The 21,909-nt window shown below is 68.0% G+C and carries 20 protein-coding genes; 7 read left to right on the plus strand and 13 right to left on the minus strand.

The features are described 5' to 3' along the window. Positions 1–298 precede the first annotated feature (298 nt). Positions 299–964 (minus strand): GntR family transcriptional regulator, encoded by a 666-nt coding sequence (locus EV667_RS01995; RefSeq protein ID WP_131833661.1) that lies wholly within the window; start codon positions 962–964, stop codon positions 299–301. Between the two features lie 5 nt (positions 965–969). Further along, positions 970–1,743: a maleate cis-trans isomerase family protein gene (locus EV667_RS02000; protein ID WP_131833662.1), complete on the minus strand. Its 774-nt coding sequence runs from the start codon at positions 1,741–1,743 to the stop codon at positions 970–972. Positions 1,744–2,035: 292 nt separating this feature from the next. Between EV667_RS02000 and EV667_RS02005 the strand changes: the two genes are divergently transcribed. From EV667_RS02005 to EV667_RS02035, 7 genes are read left to right on the plus strand one after another with little or no spacing between them, the layout of a single operon-like run. Beyond that, complete coding sequence (locus EV667_RS02005; RefSeq protein WP_131833663.1) at positions 2,036–3,637, plus strand: ABC transporter substrate-binding protein; 1,602 nt, start codon at positions 2,036–2,038, stop codon at positions 3,635–3,637. A 24-nt stretch (positions 3,638–3,661) separates the two neighbouring features. Next, a complete protein-coding gene (locus EV667_RS02010) occupies positions 3,662–4,645 on the plus strand; it encodes an ABC transporter permease (RefSeq protein ID WP_131833664.1) in 984 nt (327 codons plus the stop codon). Further along, entirely contained in the window at positions 4,642–5,574 is a 933-nt protein-coding gene (locus EV667_RS02015) for an ABC transporter permease (protein WP_131833665.1), read from the plus strand. The genes EV667_RS02010 and EV667_RS02015 overlap by 4 nt, the downstream gene beginning before the upstream one ends. After that, positions 5,571–6,551, plus strand: coding sequence for an ABC transporter ATP-binding protein (locus tag EV667_RS02020; protein WP_131833666.1), 981 nt, complete (start codon positions 5,571–5,573; stop codon positions 6,549–6,551). Before EV667_RS02015 ends, EV667_RS02020 begins: the two co-directional genes overlap by 4 nt. After that, on the plus strand, positions 6,548–7,606 hold the full coding sequence (locus EV667_RS02025; RefSeq protein WP_131833667.1) for an ABC transporter ATP-binding protein: 1,059 nt from the start codon (positions 6,548–6,550) through the stop codon (positions 7,604–7,606). The genes EV667_RS02020 and EV667_RS02025 overlap by 4 nt, the downstream gene beginning before the upstream one ends. Beyond that, on the plus strand, positions 7,603–9,105 hold the full coding sequence (locus tag EV667_RS02030) for an amidohydrolase family protein (protein ID WP_131833668.1): 1,503 nt from the start codon (positions 7,603–7,605) through the stop codon (positions 9,103–9,105). Before EV667_RS02025 ends, EV667_RS02030 begins: the two co-directional genes overlap by 4 nt. An 8-nt stretch (positions 9,106–9,113) precedes the next feature. After that, positions 9,114–9,704: a GAF domain-containing protein gene (locus EV667_RS02035; RefSeq protein ID WP_131833669.1), complete on the plus strand. Its 591-nt coding sequence runs from the start codon at positions 9,114–9,116 to the stop codon at positions 9,702–9,704. 41 nt (positions 9,705–9,745) lie between these two features. On the opposite strand, the gene EV667_RS02040 is transcribed toward EV667_RS02035, so the two are convergent. The 11 genes from EV667_RS02040 to EV667_RS02090 all read right to left on the minus strand — a co-directional run bounded on the left by EV667_RS02040 (position 9,746) and on the right by EV667_RS02090 (position 21,849). Then, the gene (locus tag EV667_RS02040; RefSeq protein ID WP_131833670.1) at positions 9,746–11,350 is read right to left on the minus strand and encodes a gamma-glutamyltransferase family protein; all 1,605 of its coding nucleotides are present in this window, start codon (positions 11,348–11,350) and stop codon (positions 9,746–9,748) included. Beyond that, the gene (locus EV667_RS02045; RefSeq protein ID WP_245515938.1) at positions 11,347–12,219 is read right to left on the minus strand and encodes an amidohydrolase family protein; all 873 of its coding nucleotides are present in this window, start codon (positions 12,217–12,219) and stop codon (positions 11,347–11,349) included. The genes EV667_RS02040 and EV667_RS02045 overlap by 4 nt, the downstream gene beginning before the upstream one ends. Before the next feature lie 8 nt (positions 12,220–12,227). Next, on the minus strand, positions 12,228–13,226 hold the full coding sequence (locus EV667_RS02050) for an NAD(P)-dependent oxidoreductase (protein ID WP_131833672.1): 999 nt from the start codon (positions 13,224–13,226) through the stop codon (positions 12,228–12,230). Further along, on the minus strand, positions 13,223–14,380 hold the full coding sequence (locus tag EV667_RS02055; protein ID WP_131833673.1) for an aromatic ring-hydroxylating oxygenase subunit alpha: 1,158 nt from the start codon (positions 14,378–14,380) through the stop codon (positions 13,223–13,225). Before EV667_RS02055 ends, EV667_RS02050 begins: the two co-directional genes overlap by 4 nt. Positions 14,381–14,392: 12 nt before the next feature. Continuing rightward, positions 14,393–15,343, minus strand: a complete 951-nt coding sequence (locus EV667_RS02060) for an arginase family protein (RefSeq protein WP_245515939.1) — start codon at positions 15,341–15,343, stop codon at positions 14,393–14,395. Next, positions 15,340–16,047, minus strand: coding sequence for an ABC transporter ATP-binding protein (locus EV667_RS02065; RefSeq protein ID WP_207907701.1), 708 nt, complete (start codon positions 16,045–16,047; stop codon positions 15,340–15,342). Before EV667_RS02065 ends, EV667_RS02060 begins: the two co-directional genes overlap by 4 nt. Before the next feature lie 50 nt (positions 16,048–16,097). After that, complete coding sequence (locus tag EV667_RS02070; RefSeq protein ID WP_131833674.1) at positions 16,098–16,880, minus strand: ABC transporter ATP-binding protein; 783 nt, start codon at positions 16,878–16,880, stop codon at positions 16,098–16,100. Beyond that, positions 16,877–18,934 (minus strand): ABC transporter permease, encoded by a 2,058-nt coding sequence (locus tag EV667_RS02075; protein ID WP_131833675.1) that lies wholly within the window; start codon positions 18,932–18,934, stop codon positions 16,877–16,879. The genes EV667_RS02070 and EV667_RS02075 overlap by 4 nt, the downstream gene beginning before the upstream one ends. Positions 18,935–19,077: 143 nt before the next feature. Further along, positions 19,078–20,199 carry an ABC transporter substrate-binding protein gene (locus tag EV667_RS02080; RefSeq protein WP_131833676.1) on the minus strand — a complete coding sequence of 374 codons (1,122 nt, stop codon included), beginning with the start codon at positions 20,197–20,199 and terminating at the stop codon, positions 19,078–19,080. Positions 20,200–20,291: 92 nt separating this feature from the next. Then, positions 20,292–20,786, minus strand: coding sequence for a RidA family protein (locus EV667_RS02085; protein ID WP_131833677.1), 495 nt, complete (start codon positions 20,784–20,786; stop codon positions 20,292–20,294). Between the two features lie 166 nt (positions 20,787–20,952). After that, complete coding sequence (locus EV667_RS02090) at positions 20,953–21,849, minus strand: LysR family transcriptional regulator (protein ID WP_131833678.1); 897 nt, start codon at positions 21,847–21,849, stop codon at positions 20,953–20,955. Between the last annotated feature and the right edge of the window lie 60 nt (positions 21,850–21,909).

The following is a 21,909-nucleotide window of genomic DNA, read 5'->3' on the forward strand; positions in this document are numbered from 1 at the left end:
CGGGCCTCCTCCGGTGGCGTTGCGGGCGGCTTGCGATTCACGTTGCCCTCGGGGGGAGCCGTCGGCGACGCATTTGTCGCCGCGCTTGGGGGCGTGGGGGGTGGACAGGGCAGGGGCGAGACGCAATTAAGTGTTTACTTAGTTTGCAGCGGGCCGGTCGCGCCGTAAAGCCGATTGATTGGCCAGGGCCTGCCCACTCAACACGCTGTTCCCGAACGAACTTCCGGGACTTCGACACGCCCCTGCGCGCCGGGCGGGCAGGGAGTGCCTCGAATCCGCCCCGGGTGCGGCCGCGGGCTCAGGCGCCCTCGCCCTTGAGCGCCCGCCTTACCGCCTCGCCGGTGAGCCGGTTGTGCTCTTCCAGCCGCTCGGCGAGATCGAGACGCGCACGGGCGCGGAAGGCGACCATGATGCCCTCATGCTCGCCGAAGGACTGGGCAACGCGGGTCGGGTTCTCGTTCACGACAAAGCGCAGCCGCAGCACCCGTTTTTGCAGATTGTCATAGGTCTGCACCAGCACGGGATTGTGCGTGGCCACTGCCAGCGCGCGGTGGAAGTCCTGGTTGAGCGCCGTATAGACGGCCGGGTCGGGATGGCCGCCGAGCTCGGCATGGGCGCGCTCGATCCGGGCGGCATCCACGTCCGTCGCCCGCACAGCGGCGAGCCGGCCGATCATATGCTCCACCGAGCCCTTCATCTCGAACAGATGGCCCACCTCGACTGGGTCGATGGGCGCGACGATGGAGCCGCGATTGGGCCGCAGCTCGATGAAGCCCTCGGCGGCGAGCACCTTCAGCGCTTCGCGCAGCGGCGTGCGGGAAATGCCGAAGCGCAGGCACAGCTGCGCCTCGGGAATACGCGCGCCATCGGCCAACTCGCCATTGAGCAGCACGGCGCGCAGCTTGGCAACGATCTGCTCGTGCAGCGTACCGGTTTCCGTCTCTTCCGGCGCCGGCGCGGCCATCGCCCTCACTCCCCGGCCATCGCCAGCCCGGCCCCGGAAGGCGTGGCGAAAAGCGCGCCGAACGGGGCGAGCGGGGCGGTGGGGATGCCCATTGCCCGCAGGCACCCCCACAGGGTGGTGCTGACGGAATCGAAAACCGGAATGCCGAGGGCGCGCTCCACCTGCGCACCCACCAGTGCGCCGCGCATATTGGTGCAGACGATGGCGATGGCGTCCGGCGCCGCGCCGGCGACCTCGGCGCACATCTGCCCGATGCGCTCCTCGCCGATTTCCGCGAAGGAGAAATTGTCGGACATGCCGCAATGGGCGCCGGCTACCACCTCGACGCCGATGGAGGCATAGTTGGCGACGATGCGCGCCCCGACATCGTCGGTATAGGGCGTGACAAGGCCGAGCCGCTTCACGCCGCGCGCCGTGATCAGCCGGTTGAGGCTGAGGATGGCGCTGGTGGCCTTCACGCCGGTACGGGCGTGAATTTCCGCGCAGAGCCGCTCGTCGGTATCGAAGCCGAGCCAGCTTGCCGACGTGCCGTTCCAGGCGATGACATCGGTGCGCGCATCCGCCAGCAGTTCGGCGGCGGCGAGAATGGGCTCCTGTCGGAACTGGTCCGAGGCGCTGTCGTCAAGGGCGATGCGCGTGACCCGGAACCGGCCGAAATGCGCGGAGACGTCCGGGAACAGCGGCTCCAGCATCCGCGCCGTGTAGGGCTCCAGCACGGTGTTGGAGGAGGGCGTGAGCATGCCGATCAGATGCCGGGGGTGAGCGACGATATTTTGCATTCAAAAATGACCCGACAGAAGCCACGTTGATGACCGGTCGCCGCGTTCAACAGCGTGATCGCCGCGCCGTCCGTCCTTCGTCTTGCCCTGAGTGCCGACATTCGTCAATCTGGTCGAATGGCTCGCAACCAATGAATCTGCATAGTTCTCGTGCAGAACATGGCGCGCCGCGCGGCATCGCCTTGGCCACGCTTCCGGCGCGGTGCCTACTATTTGGTATTTAAGTGACCACTTAGTTGTTGCAGAGTTGAAGGACGATAATGAATTCAAAAATCCTTCCAGGAGCCGTGTCATGCGCTTGCCCCTTCTGCTGACGACCGCGCTTTCCGCTGCCTTCCTCGCCGCGTCGCCGGTGCTCTTTCCGGCCCCGGCGCTGGCGCAGGAGGGCAAGACCTTCCGCTACGCCTACCGGGTCGATCCGGCCTCGCTCGATCCCCACGCGCTGGCCGAGACCTTCACGCTGTCCTGGTTGGGTCAGGTCTACGAGCCGCTGGTCGGGCGCGGCAAGCAGCTCGAACTGGTGCCGGCGCTCGCCACCAAATGGGAGCAGCCGGAGCCGAATGTGTGGCGCTTCCATCTGCGCGAGGGCGTGAAGTTCGCCGATGGCACCCCGCTCACCGCCGATGACGTGATCTTCTCGCTGCAGCGGGTGAAGAAGGACGGATCGGACATGGCCTACACCGTCGCCTCCGTGACCGACATCAAGAAGGTGGACGATCTCACCGTCGATCTCGTCATGGCCAAGCCGAACCCCATCCTGCCGGTGCAGATCACCTCCACCTACATCATGAGCAAGGCCTGGGCGGAGAAGAACGGCGCTACCGCGCCGGCGAGCGTGAAGGCCAAGGTGGAGAACTTCGCCTCGACCAACGCCAACGGCACCGGCCCGTTCATGATCGCGTCGCGGCAGGCCGGCGTGAAGACCGAGCTGGTGCCCAACCCGAACTGGTGGGGTGAGAAGACGTCCAACGTCGCCAAGGTCGTGTTCACCCCGATCCAGTCCGATGCCACCCGCGTCGCCGCCCTGCTCTCGGGCGAGGTCGACATGGTCTACCCGGTGCCGCAGCAGGACGTCGCGCGCATCGAGGGCAATGATGGCACCGCGGTGATCAAGGGTTCCGAGCTGCGCACCATGATGCTCGCCATGGACCAGCACCGCGACGAGCTGCAGAACTCCGACGCCAAGGGCAAGAACCCCCTCAAGGACAAGCGCGTCCGCCAGGCGATCTATCAGGCGATCGACATGAACGCGATCCGTGACCGCATCATGGGCGGCACCTCGCACATCGCCGGCACCATGATCGCGCCGGGCATCAATGGCTACGATCCCAAGCTCGACGCGCGCGCCGCCCCCTATGACCCGGAGGCGTCGAAGAAGCTGCTGGCGGAGGCGGGCTATCCCGACGGCTTCACTTTCACCATGGATTGCTCGAACGACCGCTACGTGAACGACGAGCGCATCTGCCAGGCCATTGTCGGCATGCTTGGCCGGGTTGGGCTGAAGGTGACGCTGAACGCCCAGACCCGCTCGAAGTTCTTCGAGAAGGTGCTGGCCCGCGACACCTCCTTCGCCATGATCGGCTGGCAGCCGCTGAGCTACGACGCCCACTCCACCCTGCAGGACACCATGAACACGCCGGTGGAGAAGGTCGGCACCTACAATGTCGGCAACTACTCCAACCCCAAGGTCGATGAGCTGACGCAGAAAATCGAGGTTGAGGTCGATCCGGCCAAGCGCAACGCGATGATCTTCGAGGCGATGATGCTGGACAAGGAAGACTATGGCCACATCCCCGTGCATCAGGCCGGCCTCGCCTGGGGCGTGCGCAAGGGGGTGAACGTGGTGCAGCGCTCGGATGACAGCCTTGAGCTGAAATGGGTCAGCGTCGACTGACGCCCTGACAAGGGAGGCCGCGACATGAGTTTCGTTCTCGGACGGCTCGGGCAGACCGTGCTCGTGCTCCTCGTCGCGGCCTTCGTCAGCTTTTCGCTGTTCCGCTATGTCGGCGATCCCGTCAACAACATGGTGGGACAGAGCGCCAGCCTCGCCGAGCGCGAAGCGATGCGCACCGCGCTGGGCCTGGACGACGCCTTCGTGCTGCAGTTCGCCCGCTTCGTCGGCAATGCGCTGACCGGCGATTTCGGCATGTCCTACCGCTTCGGCCAGCCGGTGGCGACGCTGATCGCCGAGCGCTTCCCGGCGACGCTGGAACTGGCGCTGATCTCCATGCTGATCGCCACCGGCGTCGGCGTTCCGCTGGGGGTGTGGACCGCGCTCCACCGCGACCACTGGCTCTCGCAGGCGCTGATGGCCGCCTCGCTGATCGGCGTCGCGCTGCCGACCTTCCTGATCGGCATCGCGCTGATCCTGTTCTTCTCGGTCTGGCTCGGCTGGCTCCCGTCCTTCGGGCGCGGCCAGGTGGTCGAAATCGGAGGCTGGAGCACCGGGCTGCTCACCACAAGCGGCCTGCGCGCGCTGGTGCTGCCCGCCGTCACGCTGGGCGTGTTCCAGCTGGCGCTGATCCTGCGGCTGGCGCGGGCGGAGATGCTGGAGGTGATGCGCGCCGACTTCATCCGCTTCGCGCGGGCACGGGGGCTGAAGCCGCGCGCGATCCAGTACCGGCACGCGCTGCGCAACACGCTGGTGCCTGTTGTGACCATGATCGGCCTGCAGTTCGGCAATGTGTTCGCCTTCTCCATTATCGTCGAGACGGTGTTCCAGTGGCCGGGCCTCGGGCTTCTGGTGATCCAGGCGATCCAGTTCGCCGACGTGCCGCTGCTGGCGGCCTATCTCGTGCTCATCGCCCTGTGCTTCGCCGTCATCAACCTCGCGGTGGACCTCGCCTATGTCGCCATCGACCCGCGCGTGCGGTCCGGTGGCGGCGTGAGGGGGACGGTATGAGCCTCATCGCATTGCGCCATGCGCTTGGTGGCTTCTGGGAGAGCGATCTCGCCTATCGCTTCCGCCGCTCGCCGGTGGCGATCCTGGCGGCGTTGGTCGGCCTCGCTCTGCTGGTGGCGGCGATGGGCGCCCCCGTGCTGGCGCCCTATGACGCCTTCGACCCCGCCGCCGCCAATGCCGCCGATGCCCGCCTGCCGCCCGCCAGCGAGGGTATGTTCGGCGACTATTACACGCTCGGCACCGACCCGCAGGGCCGCGACATGCTCTCGGCCATGCTGTACGGGCTGCGCACCTCGCTGGTCGTTGGCCTCGCCAGCGTGGCCGCCGCTGCCCTTGCCGGCGTATTGCTGGGGCTGATGGCCGGCTATTTCGGCGGGGTGCTCGACGCCTTCATCATGCGTGCGGCCGACGTACAACTGAGCTTTCCCGCCATCCTCATCGCCCTGCTGATCGACGGCGTGGCCCGCACCGCCATGCCGGCTGCGCTGCACGCCGAGCTGGCGGTGCCGATCCTCATCGCCGCCATCGCCGCCTCGTTCTGGGTGCAATATGCGCGCACCGTGCGCGGGCTGGTGCTGGTGGAGCGCGGGCGCGACTATGTGCTGGCGGCGAAAGTCACCGGGGTGAGCACGCCGCGCATCCTGCTCTCCCACATCCTGCCCAATGTGCTCGGCCCGGTGCTGGTGATCGCCACCATCAATCTGGCGCTGGCGATCCTCACCGAATCCACCCTGTCCTTCCTCGGCGTCGGCCTGCCTTCCACCCAGCCCTCGCTCGGCTCGCTGGTACGCATCGGCAACGAGTTCGTGTTCTCCGGCGACTGGTGGATCAGCGCCCTGCCAGGGTTGCTGCTGGTGCTGCTCTCACTGTCGGTGAACATTTTCGGCGACTGGCTGCGCGACGCGCTCAACCCGAAGCTCGCTTCATGAGCGCGCTGCTGAAGGTCGAGGGCCTCAGGGTCGAGATCGCCCGGCGCGGCCGGGTGATGACCGCCATCGACGACGTGTCGTTCGAGATCGCCGCCGGCGAAATCCTCGGCGTCGTCGGCGAATCCGGCGCGGGCAAATCGGTCACCGGCACCGCCGTCCTCGGCCTGCTGGAGCGTCCGGCCTTTCAGGCCGCCGGGCGCATCCTGTTCGACGGCAGGCGCATCGACACGCTGGATGAGGACGCGATGCGTGCCTTGCGCGGCAGGGAGATCGCCGCCGTCTTCCAGGACCCGCTGACCAGCCTCGACCCGCTGATGACCATCGGCGACCAGCTCACCGAGACCATCCGCACCCATCTCGACCTGACGCAGGCGGAGGCGGTGGAGCGCGCCGCGCGCCTGCTCGCCGAGGTCGGCATTCCCGCCCCGCGCGAGCGGCTGGCGAGCTATCCGCACGAGATGTCGGGCGGCATGCGCCAGCGCGTGGTGCTGGCGCTCGCCTTCAGCTGCGAGCCGCGCCTCATCATCGCCGACGAGCCGACCACGGCGCTTGATGTGTCGATCCAGGCGCAGATCCTCGATCTGCTGCGCGCCATGTGCCGTGAGCGCGGCACCGCCGTGATGCTGGTGACGCACGATATGGGGGTGATCGCCGAGGTCGCCGACCGGGTCGCCGTCATGTATGCCGGCCGGCTGGTCGAGGTAGGCCCGACGCAGAGCCTGCTCGCCGAGGCGGCCCATCCCTATACGCGCGGCCTGATGGGCTCGATCCCCGACATGCACCGGCGGGACGTGGAACTGGCGCAGATTCCCGGCTCGATGCCGCGCCCCGACGCGCCGGTGCCGGGCTGCGCCTTCCATCCGCGCTGCGGGCAGGCGCTGCCCCGCTGCGCGGTCGAGCGGCCGCTGACCTTCACCGCAGGCGCTTCCGAGGTCGCCTGCTGGCTGGCCGACCCGGCCGCGAGGAGCGCGGCATGAACGGCGTGAAGGATACGATTCTTTCGGTCGACCGCCTCACCGTGCGCTTCGACGCCTCGCCGCCTCTGCTCAAGCGGCTTGTCACCGGCGCCGGCCGGCGCACCGTGCATGCGGTGGAGGAGGTCGAGTTCGAGGTGGCGCGGGGCTCTACCTTCGCTCTGGTGGGCGAATCCGGCTGCGGCAAGTCCACCATCGCCCGCGCCATTGCCGGCATCCAGCGGCCGAGCGGGGGCAGCGTGTCCTTCATGGGCGTCGACATTGCGGGCTTTCGCACCCGCCACGCCGCCATGCCCTACCGCCGCAATCTGCAGATGATCTTTCAGGATCCCTATGCGAGCCTTAACCCCCGGTGGCGGGTCGGCCGGATCATTGCCGAGCCGATCCTCACCCATGGGCTGATGACGCGCGGGGCGGCGCTCACGGCGCGGGTGGCGGAGCTTCTGGAGACGGTCGGTCTGTCGCCGGGCGACACCGCCAAGTTTCCGCACCAGTTTTCCGGCGGCCAGCGCCAGCGCATCTCCATCGCCCGGGCGCTGGCGGCGAACCCCGCCTTCGTGGTCTGCGACGAACCGACTTCGGCGCTCGACGTGTCGGTGCAGGCGCAGATTCTCAACCTGATGAGACGCCTGCAGCGCGAGCGCGGGCTGACCTATCTTCTCATCTCGCACAATCTCGCCGTCGTCGCCCACATGGCCGACGACATGGGCGTGATGTATCTCGGCCGGCTGGTCGAGCAGGGCGATGCCGGCCAGATCCTCGGGCGGCCGCTGCACCCCTATACGCGGCTGCTGCTCGACACGGTGCCCGACCCGCGCGCGCCCAAGCGCGACCGCGCCCGCCTCGCCGGCGAGGTGCCGAGCCCGCTCGCCCCGCCGACCGGCTGCGCCTTCCACCCGCGCTGCCCGCTGGCCAATGCGCGCTGCGCCCGCGAGCGACCGCTGCCGATCCGCGTCGAGGCGGCGCTCGTCGCCTGCCATGCCGTCGAGGAGGGGCGCCTGCCGTCCCGCCCGCCTGCTGCCCAACAAAGCTTCGCCACATCGGGAGACGCCGCGTGAAGACCACCATTGTAAATTGCCATGCGCTGACCGGCGAGAACGCCACCCCGACGCCGGCGCCGGTCGACATCGAGATCGACGGCCGCCTCATCACCGACATCCGCCCGGCCGGCGCGCGCGAGCCGGCGCCGGGAACGGTGATCGACGGGCGCGAGCTCTTGATCGCGGCGGGCCTGATCAACGGCCACCATCACAGCCATGAGGGCTTCTACAAGGGCCGCAAGGACAATCTGCCGCTTGAGCTCTGGATGAACTATGTCCGCCCGCTCAAGCCCATCGAGCTGACACCGCGCGATGTCTATCTCCGCACCATGATCGGCGCCATCGAGGCGGTGCGCAGCGGCACCACCACGCTGTGCGACGACACAAACCAGAGCCCGCGCATCCGCCCCGACCATGTCGAGCAGGTGTTCCAGGCCTATGAGGACATCGGCATTCGCGCCAATGTCGGCATCACCCTGTTCGACAAGCCGTTCTTCCGCGCCGTGCCCTTCGTCGACGAGGAGTTCCCCAAGGAACTGCTGGCCGAGTTCGACGGCACCCGCATGTATAGCGGCGCCGAGCTGCTGGACTTCGTGCGCGGGCTCGCGCGCGACCATCACCCATCGACCCACCGCGTCGCCTATATGGCCGCCCCCTCGGCGCCGCAGCGTTGCACGCAGGAATTCCTGCTCGACGTGCGGCGGATGGCGGATGATTTCGACCTGCCGCTGATGATCCATGTCCAGGAGACGCGGATGCAGGTGGTAACGGGGCAGCTGTTCTACGGCTCGACCATGATCGAATATCTCCACCGCATCGGCTTCATGAAGCCGAAGACCGCCTTCATCCACGGCATCTGGCTGAACCCGCGCGAAATCGACCTGCTCGCCCGCACCGGCGTGTCGATCCAGCACAACCCGCCCTCCAATCTGAAGGTCGGCTCGGGCCTCGCGCCGGTGCGCGAACTGCTCAAGGCGGGGGTGAATGTCAGCCTCGGCACGGATGGCTGCGGCTCGATCGAGGGCACCGACATGCAGAACGCGCTGTATCTGGCCGCGCTGCTGCAGAAGCTGCGCGGCGACCACACCGACTGGGTGGGGGCCGAGGAAGCGTTCTACGCCGCCACCATGGGCGGCGCGCGGGCGCTCGGCCGCGACAAGGAGCTGGGCGCCGTCGAGCAAGGGCGTGTCGCCGACATCGTCGGCTACCGGCTGGACCGCATCCCCTTCGCCCCGCTCAACAATGCGGTGAACCAGCTGGTCTATGCGGCGAGCCGGGCCGAGGTCGACCTCGTCATGGTCGATGGCGAGGTGATCGAGCGCGACGGCAAGCTGACGCGGATCGACGAGGCGGCGATCATCGGCGAGATCCGCGAGGCGCACAGCCGCATCGAACCTCAGCTCTCCGCGTCCGAGATCGATGTGGAGCGCATCTCCCCCCATTACGAGCGCATCTATCGCCGCTGCCAATGCATGGAGATCGCGCCCGACACCTATCCCGCCCGCCTCAGCCACTGAGTGACATCATGACCCGTACCGCCGATTTCCACGCCCGCGCCATCGAGGTGCTGCACGACGCCAACGAGGCGGCGTGGCGCGAGAGCGACCCCGAGGAAGGGGTGCGCCACTTCACCAATGCCACGCGCGGGTTGCTCGGCGACCCGGACGCGGTGAACCAGCCCGGTGCGCTGAAGCCGGGCGAGACGCAGTTCGTCGTCTCGGCCTGCTTCTTCATCGCCCCGAGCCGCGACCACATGATCGTCTTCGCCGACAATTTCGGCCTCGGCCGTGCCCGCATCTCCGTCACCGACAGCCGGCCCGGCCATGCCGTGCAGACGAAGCTGGCGGCCGTGGTGCCCAATACCGATGTCGACCCGATCTTCCGCCAGATCATCAAGACCGGCCGGGTCGGCTGCTCGGTCTATGTGCCTGTCATGTGGAAGGGCGAGGTGATCGGCATGTTCAACACCGCCTCGCAGGCCCGCTACATCTATGACGAGACCGACATGCGGGTGCAGAAACTGTTCGCCGCCTGCGCCGCCGCCGTATGGATGGGGCTCGGCGGCCCGCAGCGTGTCGCCGAGGTCGCCGAAAGCCTCGGGCCGTGGAGTGCCTGAGGCGAGGCCGGCGCCCTGAACAGGCGCCGACCTTTGCCGGCTCAGAAGCCCATCGCGCAGCCATCCTTGCGCGGGTCCGAGCCCGCCATCAGGAAGCCGCTGGTGGGATCGCGCAGGATGATCTGCGCCCCGCCGAAGGGCTCGATGGCGAACGTTACCTTGTGGCCGCGCGCTTCCAGCTCGGCGGGCAGGCTTTCGGGATAGGTGCTCTCGATCTCCACGACGCCGTCATGGGCGAAGGAACGGGGCGCATCGACCGCGCTCTGCAGGTCGAGGCCCCGGTCGAACAGCCCGGAGAGCAGCGCCGCCTGGCCGGAGGCCTGGTACTGCCCGCCCATCACGCCGAACGTGCCCACCGCCTCGCCATCTTTGCGCAGCAGGCCGGGAATGATGGTGTGCATCGGCCGCTTGCCGGGGGCGATGGCGTTGGGGTGCCCCTCGATCAGCCGGAACGAGGCGCCGCGCGAATGCAGCAGCACGCCGGTCGCCGGGTCGATGCGGGTCGAGCCATAGCCGTGGAACAGCGAGTTGATGAACGACACCATGTTGCCGTCGCGGTCGACGACGCTGATGTAAACGGTATCCTTGTGCTCGGGCTCGTCCCATAGCGCCGGCGGCAGGGCGCGGCTCTTGTCGATGCGGGCGGCGAGGCGGCGGGCGGTTTCGACGGAGAGCAGCGTCTCCACCGGCACGGTCATTGCCGCCGGGTCGGCGAGCAGCGCGTCGCGGTTGTAATAGGCGAGCTTGCCGGCCTCGGCGTGGAGATGCACCCGGTCGGCGAGCGACATGCCCTCGCCGAGGTCGAACTCCCGCAGGATGTTGAGGATCATCAGCGCCGCGAGGCCCTGCCCGTTGGGCGGGCATTCTTCCACCGTGTAGCCGCGATAGTCGCTGGAGATCGGCGTCGTGTAGAACGCGCCGTCGGTCATCGCCGCGAAATCCTCCACCGTGTGCAGCCCGCCAAGGCTGTTGAGGTAGCGCACCACGGATTGCGCGGTCTCGCCCTCGTAGAAGGCGCGCGCGCCCCGGGCCGCGATATCGCGCAGGCGCTGGCCGAGCAGCGGCTGGGCGTGGCGGTCGCCGGCCACCAGCGGCTTTCCGTCCTTGAGGAAGAAGGCGGTGGCGTTTTCGTCCTGCACCAGGAGGGGAAAGTCGTCGGCCCAGTCGAAGGCGACGCGCTGGGTGACGGGGTAGCCGTTCTCGGCATAGTCGATGGCGCGGGCGAACAGCCGGTCCATCGGCAGGCTGCCATAGTCCGCGTGCAGCCGCGTCCAGGCGGAAATCGCGCCCGGCACGGTGACGGAATGAGGGCTGGTGCGGGGGATCTCGGTGGTGAGCCCCGCCGCCTTCAGAGCTTCGACGGTGGCGGCCATCGGCGCGCGGCCGCTGCCGTTGAGCGCGACGGTGGGTTTTCCCGCAGGGGCGTAAAGCACGAAACAGTCGCCGCCGATCCCGGTCATCGCCGGCTCGACCACGCATTGCGTCGCCACCGCCGCCAGCGCGGCATCCATCGCATTGCCGCCGGCCTGCAGCACCTCAAGCCCGGCCGCCGTGGCGAGGGGATGCGAGGTGGCGATGGCGGCGTCGCGGGCGAACAGGGTGGGTCGGGCCGGGCCGAAGAAGTCGGTGCGTTGGGTCGTGATCACGGGAGGCGTTCCTGCTCGGGCTGGGGTGGCGCAAAGCCATACAGCTCCGCCGCATTGTCTGTCATGATTTTCGCTGCAAGAGCATCGCTGCCGCACCAGTCGCGAAACAGGTCGACCAGAGCCGTATCGTCCGGCGGGTTGCCGGGCTTGGAGGGGTGCGGCCAGTTGGTGGCGAACAGGCAGCGCTCGGGAGCAAAGGCGATCAGCGCGCGGGCGAGCGCCGCCACATCGCTGTAGTCGGGGGCGCCGTGGCGCGAAGTCTCGTAGACGGCTGAGGTCTTCACATAGGTGCGCCCGCCATCCAGCAGGCGTTGCAGGGCCGTGAAGCCGGGATGGTCGAGGCCGACAGGTTCGAGAAATTTTCCGTTGTGGTCGATCACCAACCGGCCCGGCAGGCGGGCGAGGCGGTCCGCCTGCTCGTGCAGAAGCCGCCCGTCCATCTGCATCTGCACATGCCAGCCAAAGGCGGCGGTCTTGGCGGCGAGGGTCTCTAGATCCTCCCAGCCGAGCGCGCCGCCGCCGATCATGAAGAAACGGATGCCGCGTATGCCGAGTCGGGTGAGCCGTTCCAGCTCCTCCTCGCTCACATCGGGCGGGACCACGGCGACGCCGCGCGCCTCGTCCCCGAGGATCGCCATCGCGTCGAGCGTCGCCCGGTTGTCGAAACCGTAGACCGAGGGCTGCACCACCACGGCGCGGGTGAGGCCGAGCACCTCGCGCACCTTGAGATAGGCCGCGATGTCGCCGCCGGCGACCGGGGGAAAGGGCGAGCTCGGGGCCGGCGGATACACCTGCGCCGGGCCATAGATGTGCATGTGGCAGTCGCACGCCCCGGGGGGAGGCGTGAAGACCGGCGCGCGCGCGGGCATGAGGCCGCTCATCGCGACAGCCAATTGGGCAGGCGGTGCGGGTTCTTGGCGTGGATCGGCAGGCGCCCCTCCAGCATCGCCTTCACCTGCTCCACCGTTTCCATCGCCTGAAACTCGGACGGCTCGATCATCAAGGCGGCCGAATGGGGGGTAGCGACGACGTTGGGCAGGCGGGCGAGGCGTAGCGACGGCTGCTGGTCCGGGCCGTCACCGACATCGAGCCCGGCGCCGGCGATGGTGCCGGAGGTCAGTGCCTGCTCCAGCGCGTCCTCGTCCACCAGAATGCCGCGCGCGACGTTGATGAAGAACGCATCCCGGCGCATGCGAGAGAAGGCGCCAGCGTTCATCATCCGCTCGGTCTCCGGCGTCGCATAGGCGGCGCAGACGACGAAATCGGGCTTGGAGAGCACCTCGTCCAGTCCCACAGGGATCACCGCGCCATTGTCGATCCGGGCATAGGGATCATACACCGTGACCTTCATCTTGAAGGCCAGCGCCAGCTCGACGATGCGCCGGCCTATCGAGCCATAGCCGATCACCCCGACATGGGCGCCGGCCATCTGCCGGCCGAACACCATGGCGTGGGAGGCCTCCCCGGCATGGTAGCGCTCGGCGTCGCGGGTGATGTTGCGGGCAAGGTCGAGCATGAGGGCGAGCGCGTGTTCGGCCACCGCGTCGGCATAGCCCGAGGAGCAGTTGCAGACGAGGATGCCGGCATCGGAGGCGGCATCGACGTCGATATTGCGCATGTCGACGGCGCAGCGGGTGAACAGCCGGACATCCTTCAGCCGCTCCAGCACGTCGCGCGGGCCGGCTGCGAGGCGGTCTGAGATGACCACCTCGCAGCCCTCCGCCGCCTTCACGAGGGTGTCTCCCGACAGGGGCTCATTACTGTCGTTCATCACCAGCTCGATCGGCAGTGCCTTCAGGGCGTCGACCGCCCTGTATCCGTAGAAATGCTTGAGCAGGTCGCGGTTGTGGGTGAGCAGCACGCGCATGGGGGTCATCCGTTTCCGTCGCTCATGCCGGCGACGATCTCGGCCGGGAGCTGCGCCATCACCCAGCGGTTCATCGCCAGCACCATGTCGTCGCGCCAGGACAACGGACCGGGACGCGCGAGGCGGGAGGACAGGCCGATCTGCTGCTTCTGCAGGATGTCGACATCCTCCAGCGCCACCGCCTCCCAGCGCTTGTAATAGGGCGCCGCGCGCTCCTCGAAATCGGGCAACTCGGTGCAGGCTTTGGGGAAGCAGCCACCGACCGAGAGCACCGAGCGATCGACCGCGATGGGCCGCACGGCCAGCCACCACGCACAGTCCTGCGCGTAGACGAACTGCACGGTAGGCTCGATGACGGTGAAGAACGTGCCCTTGCGTGCCTGCTCGGAAAGGCCGTCTATCGGCGGGAAGGGCGGCTCCTGCCCGAGCACGGCGATGGAGCGGTTCGACTGCACCTGGATGACGTGCCAGTTGCCCTGGGTAGGGAAGCTCACCGAGCGCTGGGCGCCGACCGTGGCGGCGTGGACGATGCCGGTGTGGTAGGTCTCCATGGCGTTTTCGAGCAGCAGCTTCCAGTTGCACCGCGTCTCGATTTCCATGTGCCAGGTCTTGACCATCTCTCCCAGCCGGTGGCTGCCGACCAGCTCCGGCATGTTGCCGAGATGGGTCATCAGGTCGGGGGCGGCGTCGTCATAGTTAAGGAAGACCGAGCCCTCCCACACCTCCATGCGGATCGGCATGAGGCCGTGCGGCGGCTTCTCGAATTTCGGCACCTCTCGCATGCCCGGCGCCCCGGCCAGCGTGCCGTCCAGCCGGTAGTTCCAGGCATGGTAGGGGCAGGTGAGGTTCTTGGCGTTGCCGCAGCCCTCCATGATGATGGAAGCGCGGTGGCGGCAGACATTGGCGAAGGCGCGCAGCACATTGTCCTCGCCGCGCACCAGCAGCGCCGGCCCGCCGACACTGTCGAGCGCCTTGTAGTCCCCCGGGTTCGCCACCTCCTCCAGCCGGCCGGCGAAGAACCAGCTCTTCATGTGGATGTGTTCCACCTCGGCCTTGAACACCTCCGGGTCGGTGTAGAACCGCGTCGGCGCGCTCTTGGCGTCGCCCAGCGGCGGCTCGGACCAGACATAGGGTTCGGGAACCAGCGTCGTTTCGAGACTCATGATGGCCTCCGTTCAGCGATGCCCGGCATTCAGGCGGTGCTCCGCCTGGCCGAGCTGGACGAGATGAAGGGCGATGACGGCGACATGGCCGGCCAGCATGGCCGACATGCCCTGCACATCATGGGGCGGGCTCAGCGTGTTGAGGTCGACCCCCACAAGATCGAGCCCCTTGAGCCCGTGCAGCAGGTCGAACACTTCCGCCACCGGCGGCCCGCCCCAGGTGGGGGTGGCGACACCAGGCGCGGCGGAGGGGTCGAAATAATCCATGTCGAAGGAAAGGTGTACCGGCCGGTTGCCGACCACCTCGCGCACCTCGGCGGCGATGGCCTCGGGCCCGCGCCGGCGGACCTCCTCGCCGGGGATGAGCCGGTAGCCGAGCGCGCGCGTGTGCTCATAGGCGCCGGCCACCAGCATCGTGCCGCGCGCGCCGATGTGGAAGGAGCGCTTGGTGTCGATCAGCCCTTCCTGCGCCGCGCGGGTGAAGGTGGTGCCGGTGTTGATGTCCTCGCCGGGATAGGCGTCGGTATGCGCGTCGATATGGATGAGCACCAGCTCGGGAAAGCGCCGGGCCAGCGCCCGCAGCACCGGGAGCGTCACCGTGCCGTCGCCGCCGACGCACAGCGGCACCGCGTCGGCCTGCACCACATCGAAGATGGCGGCTTCCATCGCCGCCATGGAGGGCCCGAGATCGGAGGCGACCACGTCGACATCGCCGAGATCGACCACCCGGCCGCCCGCGCGCGGGTCGACATCGGCCAGCGGGGGGTAGAACGGGCGAACCTCGCTCGACATGGCACGGAACGCGGCCGGCCCCTGGCGCGAGCCGATGCGGGTGGCGTTGGTGCCGCAGTCGAAGGGCAGGCCGATGACGGCGATCTGCCCGGCGCTGGCCGAGGTGGCCTGGGGCACGCCGAGGAAGGTTCCCAGCCGCATACGTGGGGCCGTGGCCGCGTATTCCGTCATGCATCTGCTCCAAGATAGAAAGACTTCACGCGCTCCGGGTCGATGTTCGCGCCGCTGTCCTCGTGAACGATGCGGCCCAGGCGCATGATGTAGACGTGGTCGGAAAGGCGCATCGCCTCGACGGCGTTCTGCTCCACCAGCAAGACCGTCATGCCCTGCTTGCGGATCTCCAGCACCGTGTCGAGGATGAGGTCGATCATCTGCGGGGCGAGCCCCATGGTGGGCTCGTCCATGATCAGCAGCGAGGGGCGCGACATCAGCCCGCGCGCGATCGCCAGCATCTGCTGCTCGCCTCCCGAAAGCGTGCCGGCCAGTTGCGCCATGCGCTCGCCAAGCCTTGGGAACAGCGCCACCATCCGTTCGAGATCGCTGGCGATATCCACAGCATCGTCGCGCGAATAGGCGCCGAGCATCAGGTTCTCGCGTACGCTCATGCCGGCGAAGACGCGGCGCCGCTCCGGCACATGGGCGATGCCGCGCGCCACCCGCAGATCCGGCGCCAGCGTGGTGATGTCCTCGCCGGCGAAGGTGATGTGCCCTGCCGAGAGCGGCAGCAGGCCGGACAGAGCCATCAGCGTGGTTGTCTTGCCCGCCCCGTTGGAGCCGACCAGCGAGACGATGCGACCGGGCTCGACGGCGAGATCGACGCCGTCGACGGCGCGGATGCGGCCATAGGAAACGGCGAGGCCCGCGACCTTGAGCAGCGGTTCGACCGGCAGGGCATGGTCGGCATGCGAGGGGGCGCTCATCTCGATCACCTCGCCCTTCCGAGATAGGCGGCCTGCACCGCCGGATCAGCCAGCACCTCCTCCGGCGGTCCGTCGGCCAGCTTGCGGCCGTATTCCAGCACGGTGAGATGGTCGCAGAGGCTGCGCACCACCTGCATGTCGTGCTCGATCAGCAGCACGGCGATTCCCTGCGCCCGCACGTGTCGGACCAGATCGGCAATCTCGGCCTTCTCCACCGCGTTCATGCCGGCCAGCGGCTCGTCGAGCAGCAGGAGCTTGGGCGAGGCGATCAGCGCGCGGGCGATCTCGACCCGGCGCTGGTGGCCATAGGAAAGCGTGGTGGCGATCCGGTCCGCCACTTCCGCCCCCAGCCCGACAAAGTCGAGAAGCTCATAGGCCCGCGCGATCATCGCCCGCTCCGCTTCGCGCGCCGAGCGACTGGAAAAGACCAGCGACAGCGCGTTGGCGGAAAAGCGCTGATGGGCGCCGACCAGCACGCTTTCCAGCACGGTCATGGCGCCGAACAGGCGGATGTTCTGGAAGGTGCGGGCGAGGCCGCGTCGGGCAAGGCGGTTGACCCCGAGGCCGCCGATTTCCTCGCCGTCGAAGACCAGTTGGCCTTGCGTCGGGCGGATGAAGCCGGTGAGCACATTGAGCACCGTGGTCTTGCCGGCGCCGTTCGGTCCGATCAGCCCGTGAATGGCGTCGCGGGCGATGGCCATGTCGAGGCCGCCGACCGCTTCCAGCCCGCCAAAGCGCACGGTGAGGGTGCGAGCCTCCAGCAGCGGCGCGGGGGAGGGCGCTCTCATGCCGCCTCCTTCGCGCGTCCGGCGCGAGCTCCTGGTAGGGCTCCTGGCCGGGCTCCTGGCATCGTGAGGGCGACGCGGGCGCTGGCGGCCAGCCCCTGCGGGCGGAACACCATGAGCACGATGAGCACCACGCCGAGCAGGGCGAAGCGGGTTTCGGGGTAGGCCTGCACGAAAGGTAGATCGAGCGCCAGCTGCAGGAAAACGATCCAGATCAGCGCCCCGACGAACGGCCCGACAAAAGTGCCGAGCCCGCCGAGAACGACGAGCATCAGCAGAAGGATGTTCTCGAAAAGCGAGAAGTTCAGCGGGCTGATATATTGCTGGCTGTGGGCGTAGAACACGCCGACAAAGCCACCGACGAAGCCGCTGGCGGCATAGGCATAGAGCTTGTAGCGGGCGGTGGGCACGCCCATCGCCTCCGCCGCCTCCTCATCCTCGCGGATCGCCACCCAGGCGCGCCCGACATAGGAGCGCACCAGCCGGGCGATGGCGAACACGACAAGCACGGCCAGCGCCAGGGCAAAGAAGAACTGTGCCCGTGGCGAGCCGAGCGCGATGCCGAACAGGTTCGGCGCCGGAATGCCGCGAATGCCCATCGGGCCGTTGGTGAGGTCCATCCAGTTGATGGCGACCACGCGCACGATCTCGCCGAAGCCGAGCGTCATGATGGCGAGATAGTCGCCGCGCAGCCTCAAGGTCGGCGTGCCGAGGATCACGGCAAAGCCGGCGGCGAGCAGGCCGGCGAGCGGCAGATTGAGATAGAGCAGCCACCAGATATCGGCCGGGGCGACGCCGAACTGGTCCTTCAGCACCAGCACGAACAGGATCGAGGTGAGGTAGGAGCCGACCGCCCAGAAGGCGACGAAGCCGAGGTCGAGCAGGCCGGCAAAGCCGACGATGACATTCAGCCCGCTCGCCAGCATGCCGTAGATCACCACCATGGTGAGGATGCGCAGCCAGTAGTCGGACGGCACCAGCAGTCCTACGAGGACGGCAAGGGCCAGCAGGACGAGCGCCGCGCGCGGACCGGCGGCGGCGGATTTCGCCAGCAGGCCGTCGACCTTCGCAAAGCCCGCCCGCAGCCACGCGGCGCCGAATTCCGAGGCGCCGCCGAGCAGGCTGCCCCGCCCGGCGGAATTCAGCTCGGGCTTACCCAGCAGGCCCTGCGGGCGCAGATAGAGCAGGCCGACCAGCAGCACGAAGCTGATTGCGTCCTTCCAGGCGGTGCCATTGGGCAGATAGCCGGCGCCCAGCGCCTCGACCAACCCGAGAATGAGACCGCCCAGCGCAGCGCCGGGAATGGAGCCGATGCCGCCCAGCACGGCGGCGGTCAGCGCCTTCAGCCCGGGCAAAAATCCCATGTTGGAATGGGCGAAACCATAGGTCTGCGCGTAGAGCAGCCCGGCCAGCGCGGCAAAGCCCGAGCCGATGGCGAAGGCGGCGGCCACCACCCGGTTGACCGGGATGCCGACCAGCGTCGCCGCCATCTGGTCTTCCGCGCTCGCCCGCATCGCCCGGCCGAGCGAGGAGCGGGCGATGAAGGCCGACAGGCCAAGCATGGCGGCGAGCGCGGTCGCCATCACCACAAGGTCCATCACCGAGAGATAGATCGAATCGAACAGCACCACCGGGGGCAGGGTGGCGAGGTGGAATTCGGGAAAGCGCAGCTCTTCGGCGCCCCAGATGGTCTGGGCGAGGCTTTGCAGCACGACCGAGACGGCGATGGAGGTGATGAGCGGGGCAAGGCGCGGGGCATTGCGCAGCGGGCGGTAGGCGATGCGGTCGACCAGCACGCCCAGCGCGCCCGTGAGGACGATGGCGCCCAGCGCGGCCACCGGCAGCGAGAAGCCCGGCATCGGCACGATCATGCCAAGGAGCCGGACCTCGGGCAGCATCAGCGAGGCGGTGAGGAAGGCGCCGAGCATGAACAGTTCGCCAAAGGCAAAGTTCACCAGGCGCACGACGCCGTACACCAGGGTGAACGCCACGGCGGCGAGGGCATAGATCGCGCCGAGCACCAGTCCGTTTGCCAGCAACTGTCCCAGATAGTCCATTGCCTGCCTTGTTCGCCTGCCTGCGTTCCCGGTGGGGGTTTGCCGTTCGGGGCGTTCCGTTCAGGGCGATGCCCGCCCCGCCCGGTGCCCCTCGCCCTAGCCCTCTCCCCGACGGGGAGAGGGGGGATGCGTGAAGCGTCAGCTCAGGGCTGCTTGGGGGCGAGGCCGAATTTCCCGTCCTTCACTTCAAGAAAATACAGCGCGCCGGCGCGGTCGCCCGAGGCGTCGAAGGTGGTGGGGCCGGTGACGCCGGGCACGTCCTTGAGCTTGCCGAAGGCGGTGTTCAGGCTCTCGCGGGTGACGGGGCCGTCCTTGGCGGCGAGTTCCACCGCCGCGCCGAGCGCCATGCCGGCGTCATAGCCCAGTGCCGCCCAGGCGCTCGGGTCTTCCTTGAAGGTGGCCTTGTAAGTGGTGAGGAAGCTCTCCGTCGCCGGGGTCGCCACTGCGGGGTCGAACATGCCGTAGACGATCATGCCTTCCACGGCGCTGCGGCCGAGCTTCATCAGCTCGACATTTAGCGCGCCGTCGGTCGACAGGAACTGCGCCTTGATGCCGAGCGCGCGCGCCTGTTCGGCGATTTTCGCCGCTTCGGTGTAGAAGCCGCCGATGAAGATGGCGTCCGGCTTGGCGGCCCGCACCTTGGTCAGCAGGGTGCGGAAATCCTTCGAGCCGAGCAGGTAGGATTCGCTCCCGACGATCTTCGCGCCGTCCTTTTCCGCGGCCTCGGAGAACGCCTTGGCGACGCCGATGCCGTAATCATCCTGCTGGTTCAGCACATAGATCTGCTTCAGCCCCAGCGTCTTGGCGGCATAGTCGCCCATCATCGCGCCCTGCACCGCGTCGGTGAGCACGTTGCGGCGGAAATAGGGGCTGACATTGGAGAGCGCCGGGCTGGTGACGGCGGAGGCCAGAACGGGGAGCTTGCACTCGTTGAAGACCGGCACGGCGGCGAGCGCGATGGAAGAGAAGGAATAGCCCATCACCACGTCGACATTCTTGTCGGAGCAGAAGCGCTGGGCGATCAGCACGCCCTCGCGGGCCTCGCCGCGATCGTCCACCGCGTCGATCTTGTAGGTATTGCCACCCTTCTTGTTCAGCGCTTCCACGGCGAGGTCGAGCCCCTTGCGCATGTTGAGGCCGAAGGCGGCGAAATCGCCGGACAGAGCGGCGGTGAAGCCGATGGTGATCTCCTCCGCCCGCACCATTGTGGGGGAGGCGAGAAGGCCGATGCCGACCATGGCAGCGGCAATGCGAGTCATCGTCATGCGAGTTCTCCTCTGGAAGAGACCGTGCGTTCTGCACGCTGCGTAGGTTTCCGGCCTTTGGCCGGGTGTTCTTGTATCGGTCGTCTGCCGGGTCAGTGGAGTTCCACCGTCACCCAGGTCTCGAAGCAATAATCGTCGGCCAGCGACATCACGCCGATGGAGGCGCGCCCGCCGACGCCGATCTCGGGGCCGAACACCTGCTCGAACAGGTCGGAAAGCCCGCTCGCCACCAGATGCGGCTGGGTGAAGGAGGGGTCGCAGGCGATGAAGTTGAGCGAGCGCACCAGCCCCTTCACCCGGTCGAGATCGCCGACCGCATCCTTGATGCAACCGAGGCAGTTCAGCGCGGTGAGCCGCGCCGCCTCATAGCCCTGTTCGACGGTGAGGTCGCGGCCGAGACGGCCGGGGAAAAGCACCTTGCCGTCGCCGTCGACGCCTGCGGTCTGGCCGGAGAGGAAGAGCAGCTTGTCGCTGAGATAATGCGGCTTCATCTTGCCGTAGAGCGTGCCGTAATAGCCCTCGCCCCCGCTCGCGCTGGGCAGGACGAGGCCAAGTTCCGCCACGCGCCGCGTCGCCGAGTGGGTCATGCTGGCTCCCTCAAGCAGGCCGTTCTCACCCGCTGATCTCCGTTCTATTTGGCGCCAACGTCAATCGGGAAATAGTGGGGAATCCATAAAGCAAAGTTATGGCCTTCGTCCCGCCGGGGTGTCGCTGCCTCAGGATTGAGCGGGCGGGCGGGAAGTGCCGCCGCTTTCACCGTGTCGCGGCGAGGTCCGGCGCGACGATGCGGCGAAAGCGCTCCATGAAGGCGACCGAAATGCGCGAGGGCGGCCGGGTGCTGGGGCGGAACATGCCGAAGCGATACGGCACGAGCGGGCGGAAGGGGATCGCCACCAGTCCCATCGCCTGGAAGAACCGCGCGGTGGCGGGATCGACCAGCGTCACCGCGCCGAGCTGCTGCACCAGCACGCAGGCGGTGCCGAAGAACTCCACCTCCGCCACCACGTTCCAGTGGGCCTGCGCCTCGAAAAACGCCTCGGCGGCGGCGATATGGGTGATGTGCTCGGGAAACAGGGTGACGAAGGGCAGGGAATCGAGCTGCTCCGGCCCGACGCAGCGCTCCTGCGCGAGCGGATGGTCGGCCCGCATCACGCACATGCACGCCACCTCGAACAGTTCGAGCGAGGCGACATGGATGTCGATGGGGAGTTCAGCGAACCCCACGTCGAAGGCGCCGATGGTGCCGAGATCGCGCACCGCATAGGAGGAGCGGGTGATGAAGCGGGCGGTGGCCCCCGCATTCTCCCTCAGCACGTCGGCGATGATCGGCGGCAGCAGATAGGTGGCGAGGCCCGGCGGGCTGGCAATCAGCAGCGTCGCCGAGGACAGGCCCTTGAGGTTGCGGGAGATGGCGAGCGTGCGGTCCATCGCGTCGAGCGTGCGCACGATGGCGGCGAAGAAGGTCTCGGCCTCGGGCGTCGCCTCCAGCCGGCCATGGGCGCGGTGGAACAGCTTCAGCCCGATCTCGTCCTCCAGCCGGGCGATGAGGTTGCTGATCGCCGGCTGGGACTTGCCCAGCAGCACCGCGGCGGCGCTCATCGAGCCGTTCTCGTAGACGGCGCGGAAGGCTTCGAGATGGCGGGTGTCCATGGCGCGCCCTCCTGGGCCCCGAGAAACTGCCCTGCGACCGACAGGCTGGAGCATCTTCCC

Source organism: Ancylobacter aquaticus, from assembly GCF_004339465.1.
Taxonomy (GTDB): Bacteria; Pseudomonadota; Alphaproteobacteria; order Rhizobiales; family Xanthobacteraceae; genus Ancylobacter; species Ancylobacter aquaticus.

Excerpts from the sequence above, each read along its gene's own strand:
- EV667_RS02050 (WP_131833672.1), bottom strand. The coding sequence starts at position 13,226 with ATGACCCCCATGCGCGTGCTGCTCACCCACAACCGCGACCTGCTCAAG.
- EV667_RS02035 (WP_131833669.1), top strand. The coding sequence starts at position 9,114 with ATGACCCGTACCGCCGATTTCCACGCCCGCGCCATCGAGGTGCTGCAC.
- EV667_RS02070 (WP_131833674.1), bottom strand. The coding sequence starts at position 16,880 with ATGAGAGCGCCCTCCCCCGCGCCGCTGCTGGAGGCTCGCACCCTCACC.
- EV667_RS02015 (WP_131833665.1), top strand. The coding sequence starts at position 4,642 with ATGAGCCTCATCGCATTGCGCCATGCGCTTGGTGGCTTCTGGGAGAGC.
- EV667_RS02090 (WP_131833678.1), bottom strand. The coding sequence starts at position 21,849 with ATGGACACCCGCCATCTCGAAGCCTTCCGCGCCGTCTACGAGAACGGC.
- EV667_RS01995 (WP_131833661.1), bottom strand. The coding sequence starts at position 964 with ATGGCCGCGCCGGCGCCGGAAGAGACGGAAACCGGTACGCTGCACGAG.
- EV667_RS02010 (WP_131833664.1), top strand. The coding sequence starts at position 3,662 with ATGAGTTTCGTTCTCGGACGGCTCGGGCAGACCGTGCTCGTGCTCCTC.
- EV667_RS02005 (WP_131833663.1), top strand. The coding sequence starts at position 2,036 with ATGCGCTTGCCCCTTCTGCTGACGACCGCGCTTTCCGCTGCCTTCCTC.
- EV667_RS02000 (WP_131833662.1), bottom strand. The coding sequence starts at position 1,743 with ATGCAAAATATCGTCGCTCACCCCCGGCATCTGATCGGCATGCTCACG.
- EV667_RS02020 (WP_131833666.1), top strand. The coding sequence starts at position 5,571 with ATGAGCGCGCTGCTGAAGGTCGAGGGCCTCAGGGTCGAGATCGCCCGG.
- EV667_RS02025 (WP_131833667.1), top strand. The coding sequence starts at position 6,548 with ATGAACGGCGTGAAGGATACGATTCTTTCGGTCGACCGCCTCACCGTG.
- EV667_RS02060 (WP_245515939.1), bottom strand. The coding sequence starts at position 15,343 with ATGACGGAATACGCGGCCACGGCCCCACGTATGCGGCTGGGAACCTTC.
- EV667_RS02085 (WP_131833677.1), bottom strand. The coding sequence starts at position 20,786 with ATGACCCACTCGGCGACGCGGCGCGTGGCGGAACTTGGCCTCGTCCTG.
- EV667_RS02045 (WP_245515938.1), bottom strand. The coding sequence starts at position 12,219 with ATGCCCGCGCGCGCGCCGGTCTTCACGCCTCCCCCCGGGGCGTGCGAC.
- EV667_RS02075 (WP_131833675.1), bottom strand. The coding sequence starts at position 18,934 with ATGGACTATCTGGGACAGTTGCTGGCAAACGGACTGGTGCTCGGCGCG.
- EV667_RS02080 (WP_131833676.1), bottom strand. The coding sequence starts at position 20,199 with ATGACGATGACTCGCATTGCCGCTGCCATGGTCGGCATCGGCCTTCTC.
- EV667_RS02055 (WP_131833673.1), bottom strand. The coding sequence starts at position 14,380 with ATGAGTCTCGAAACGACGCTGGTTCCCGAACCCTATGTCTGGTCCGAG.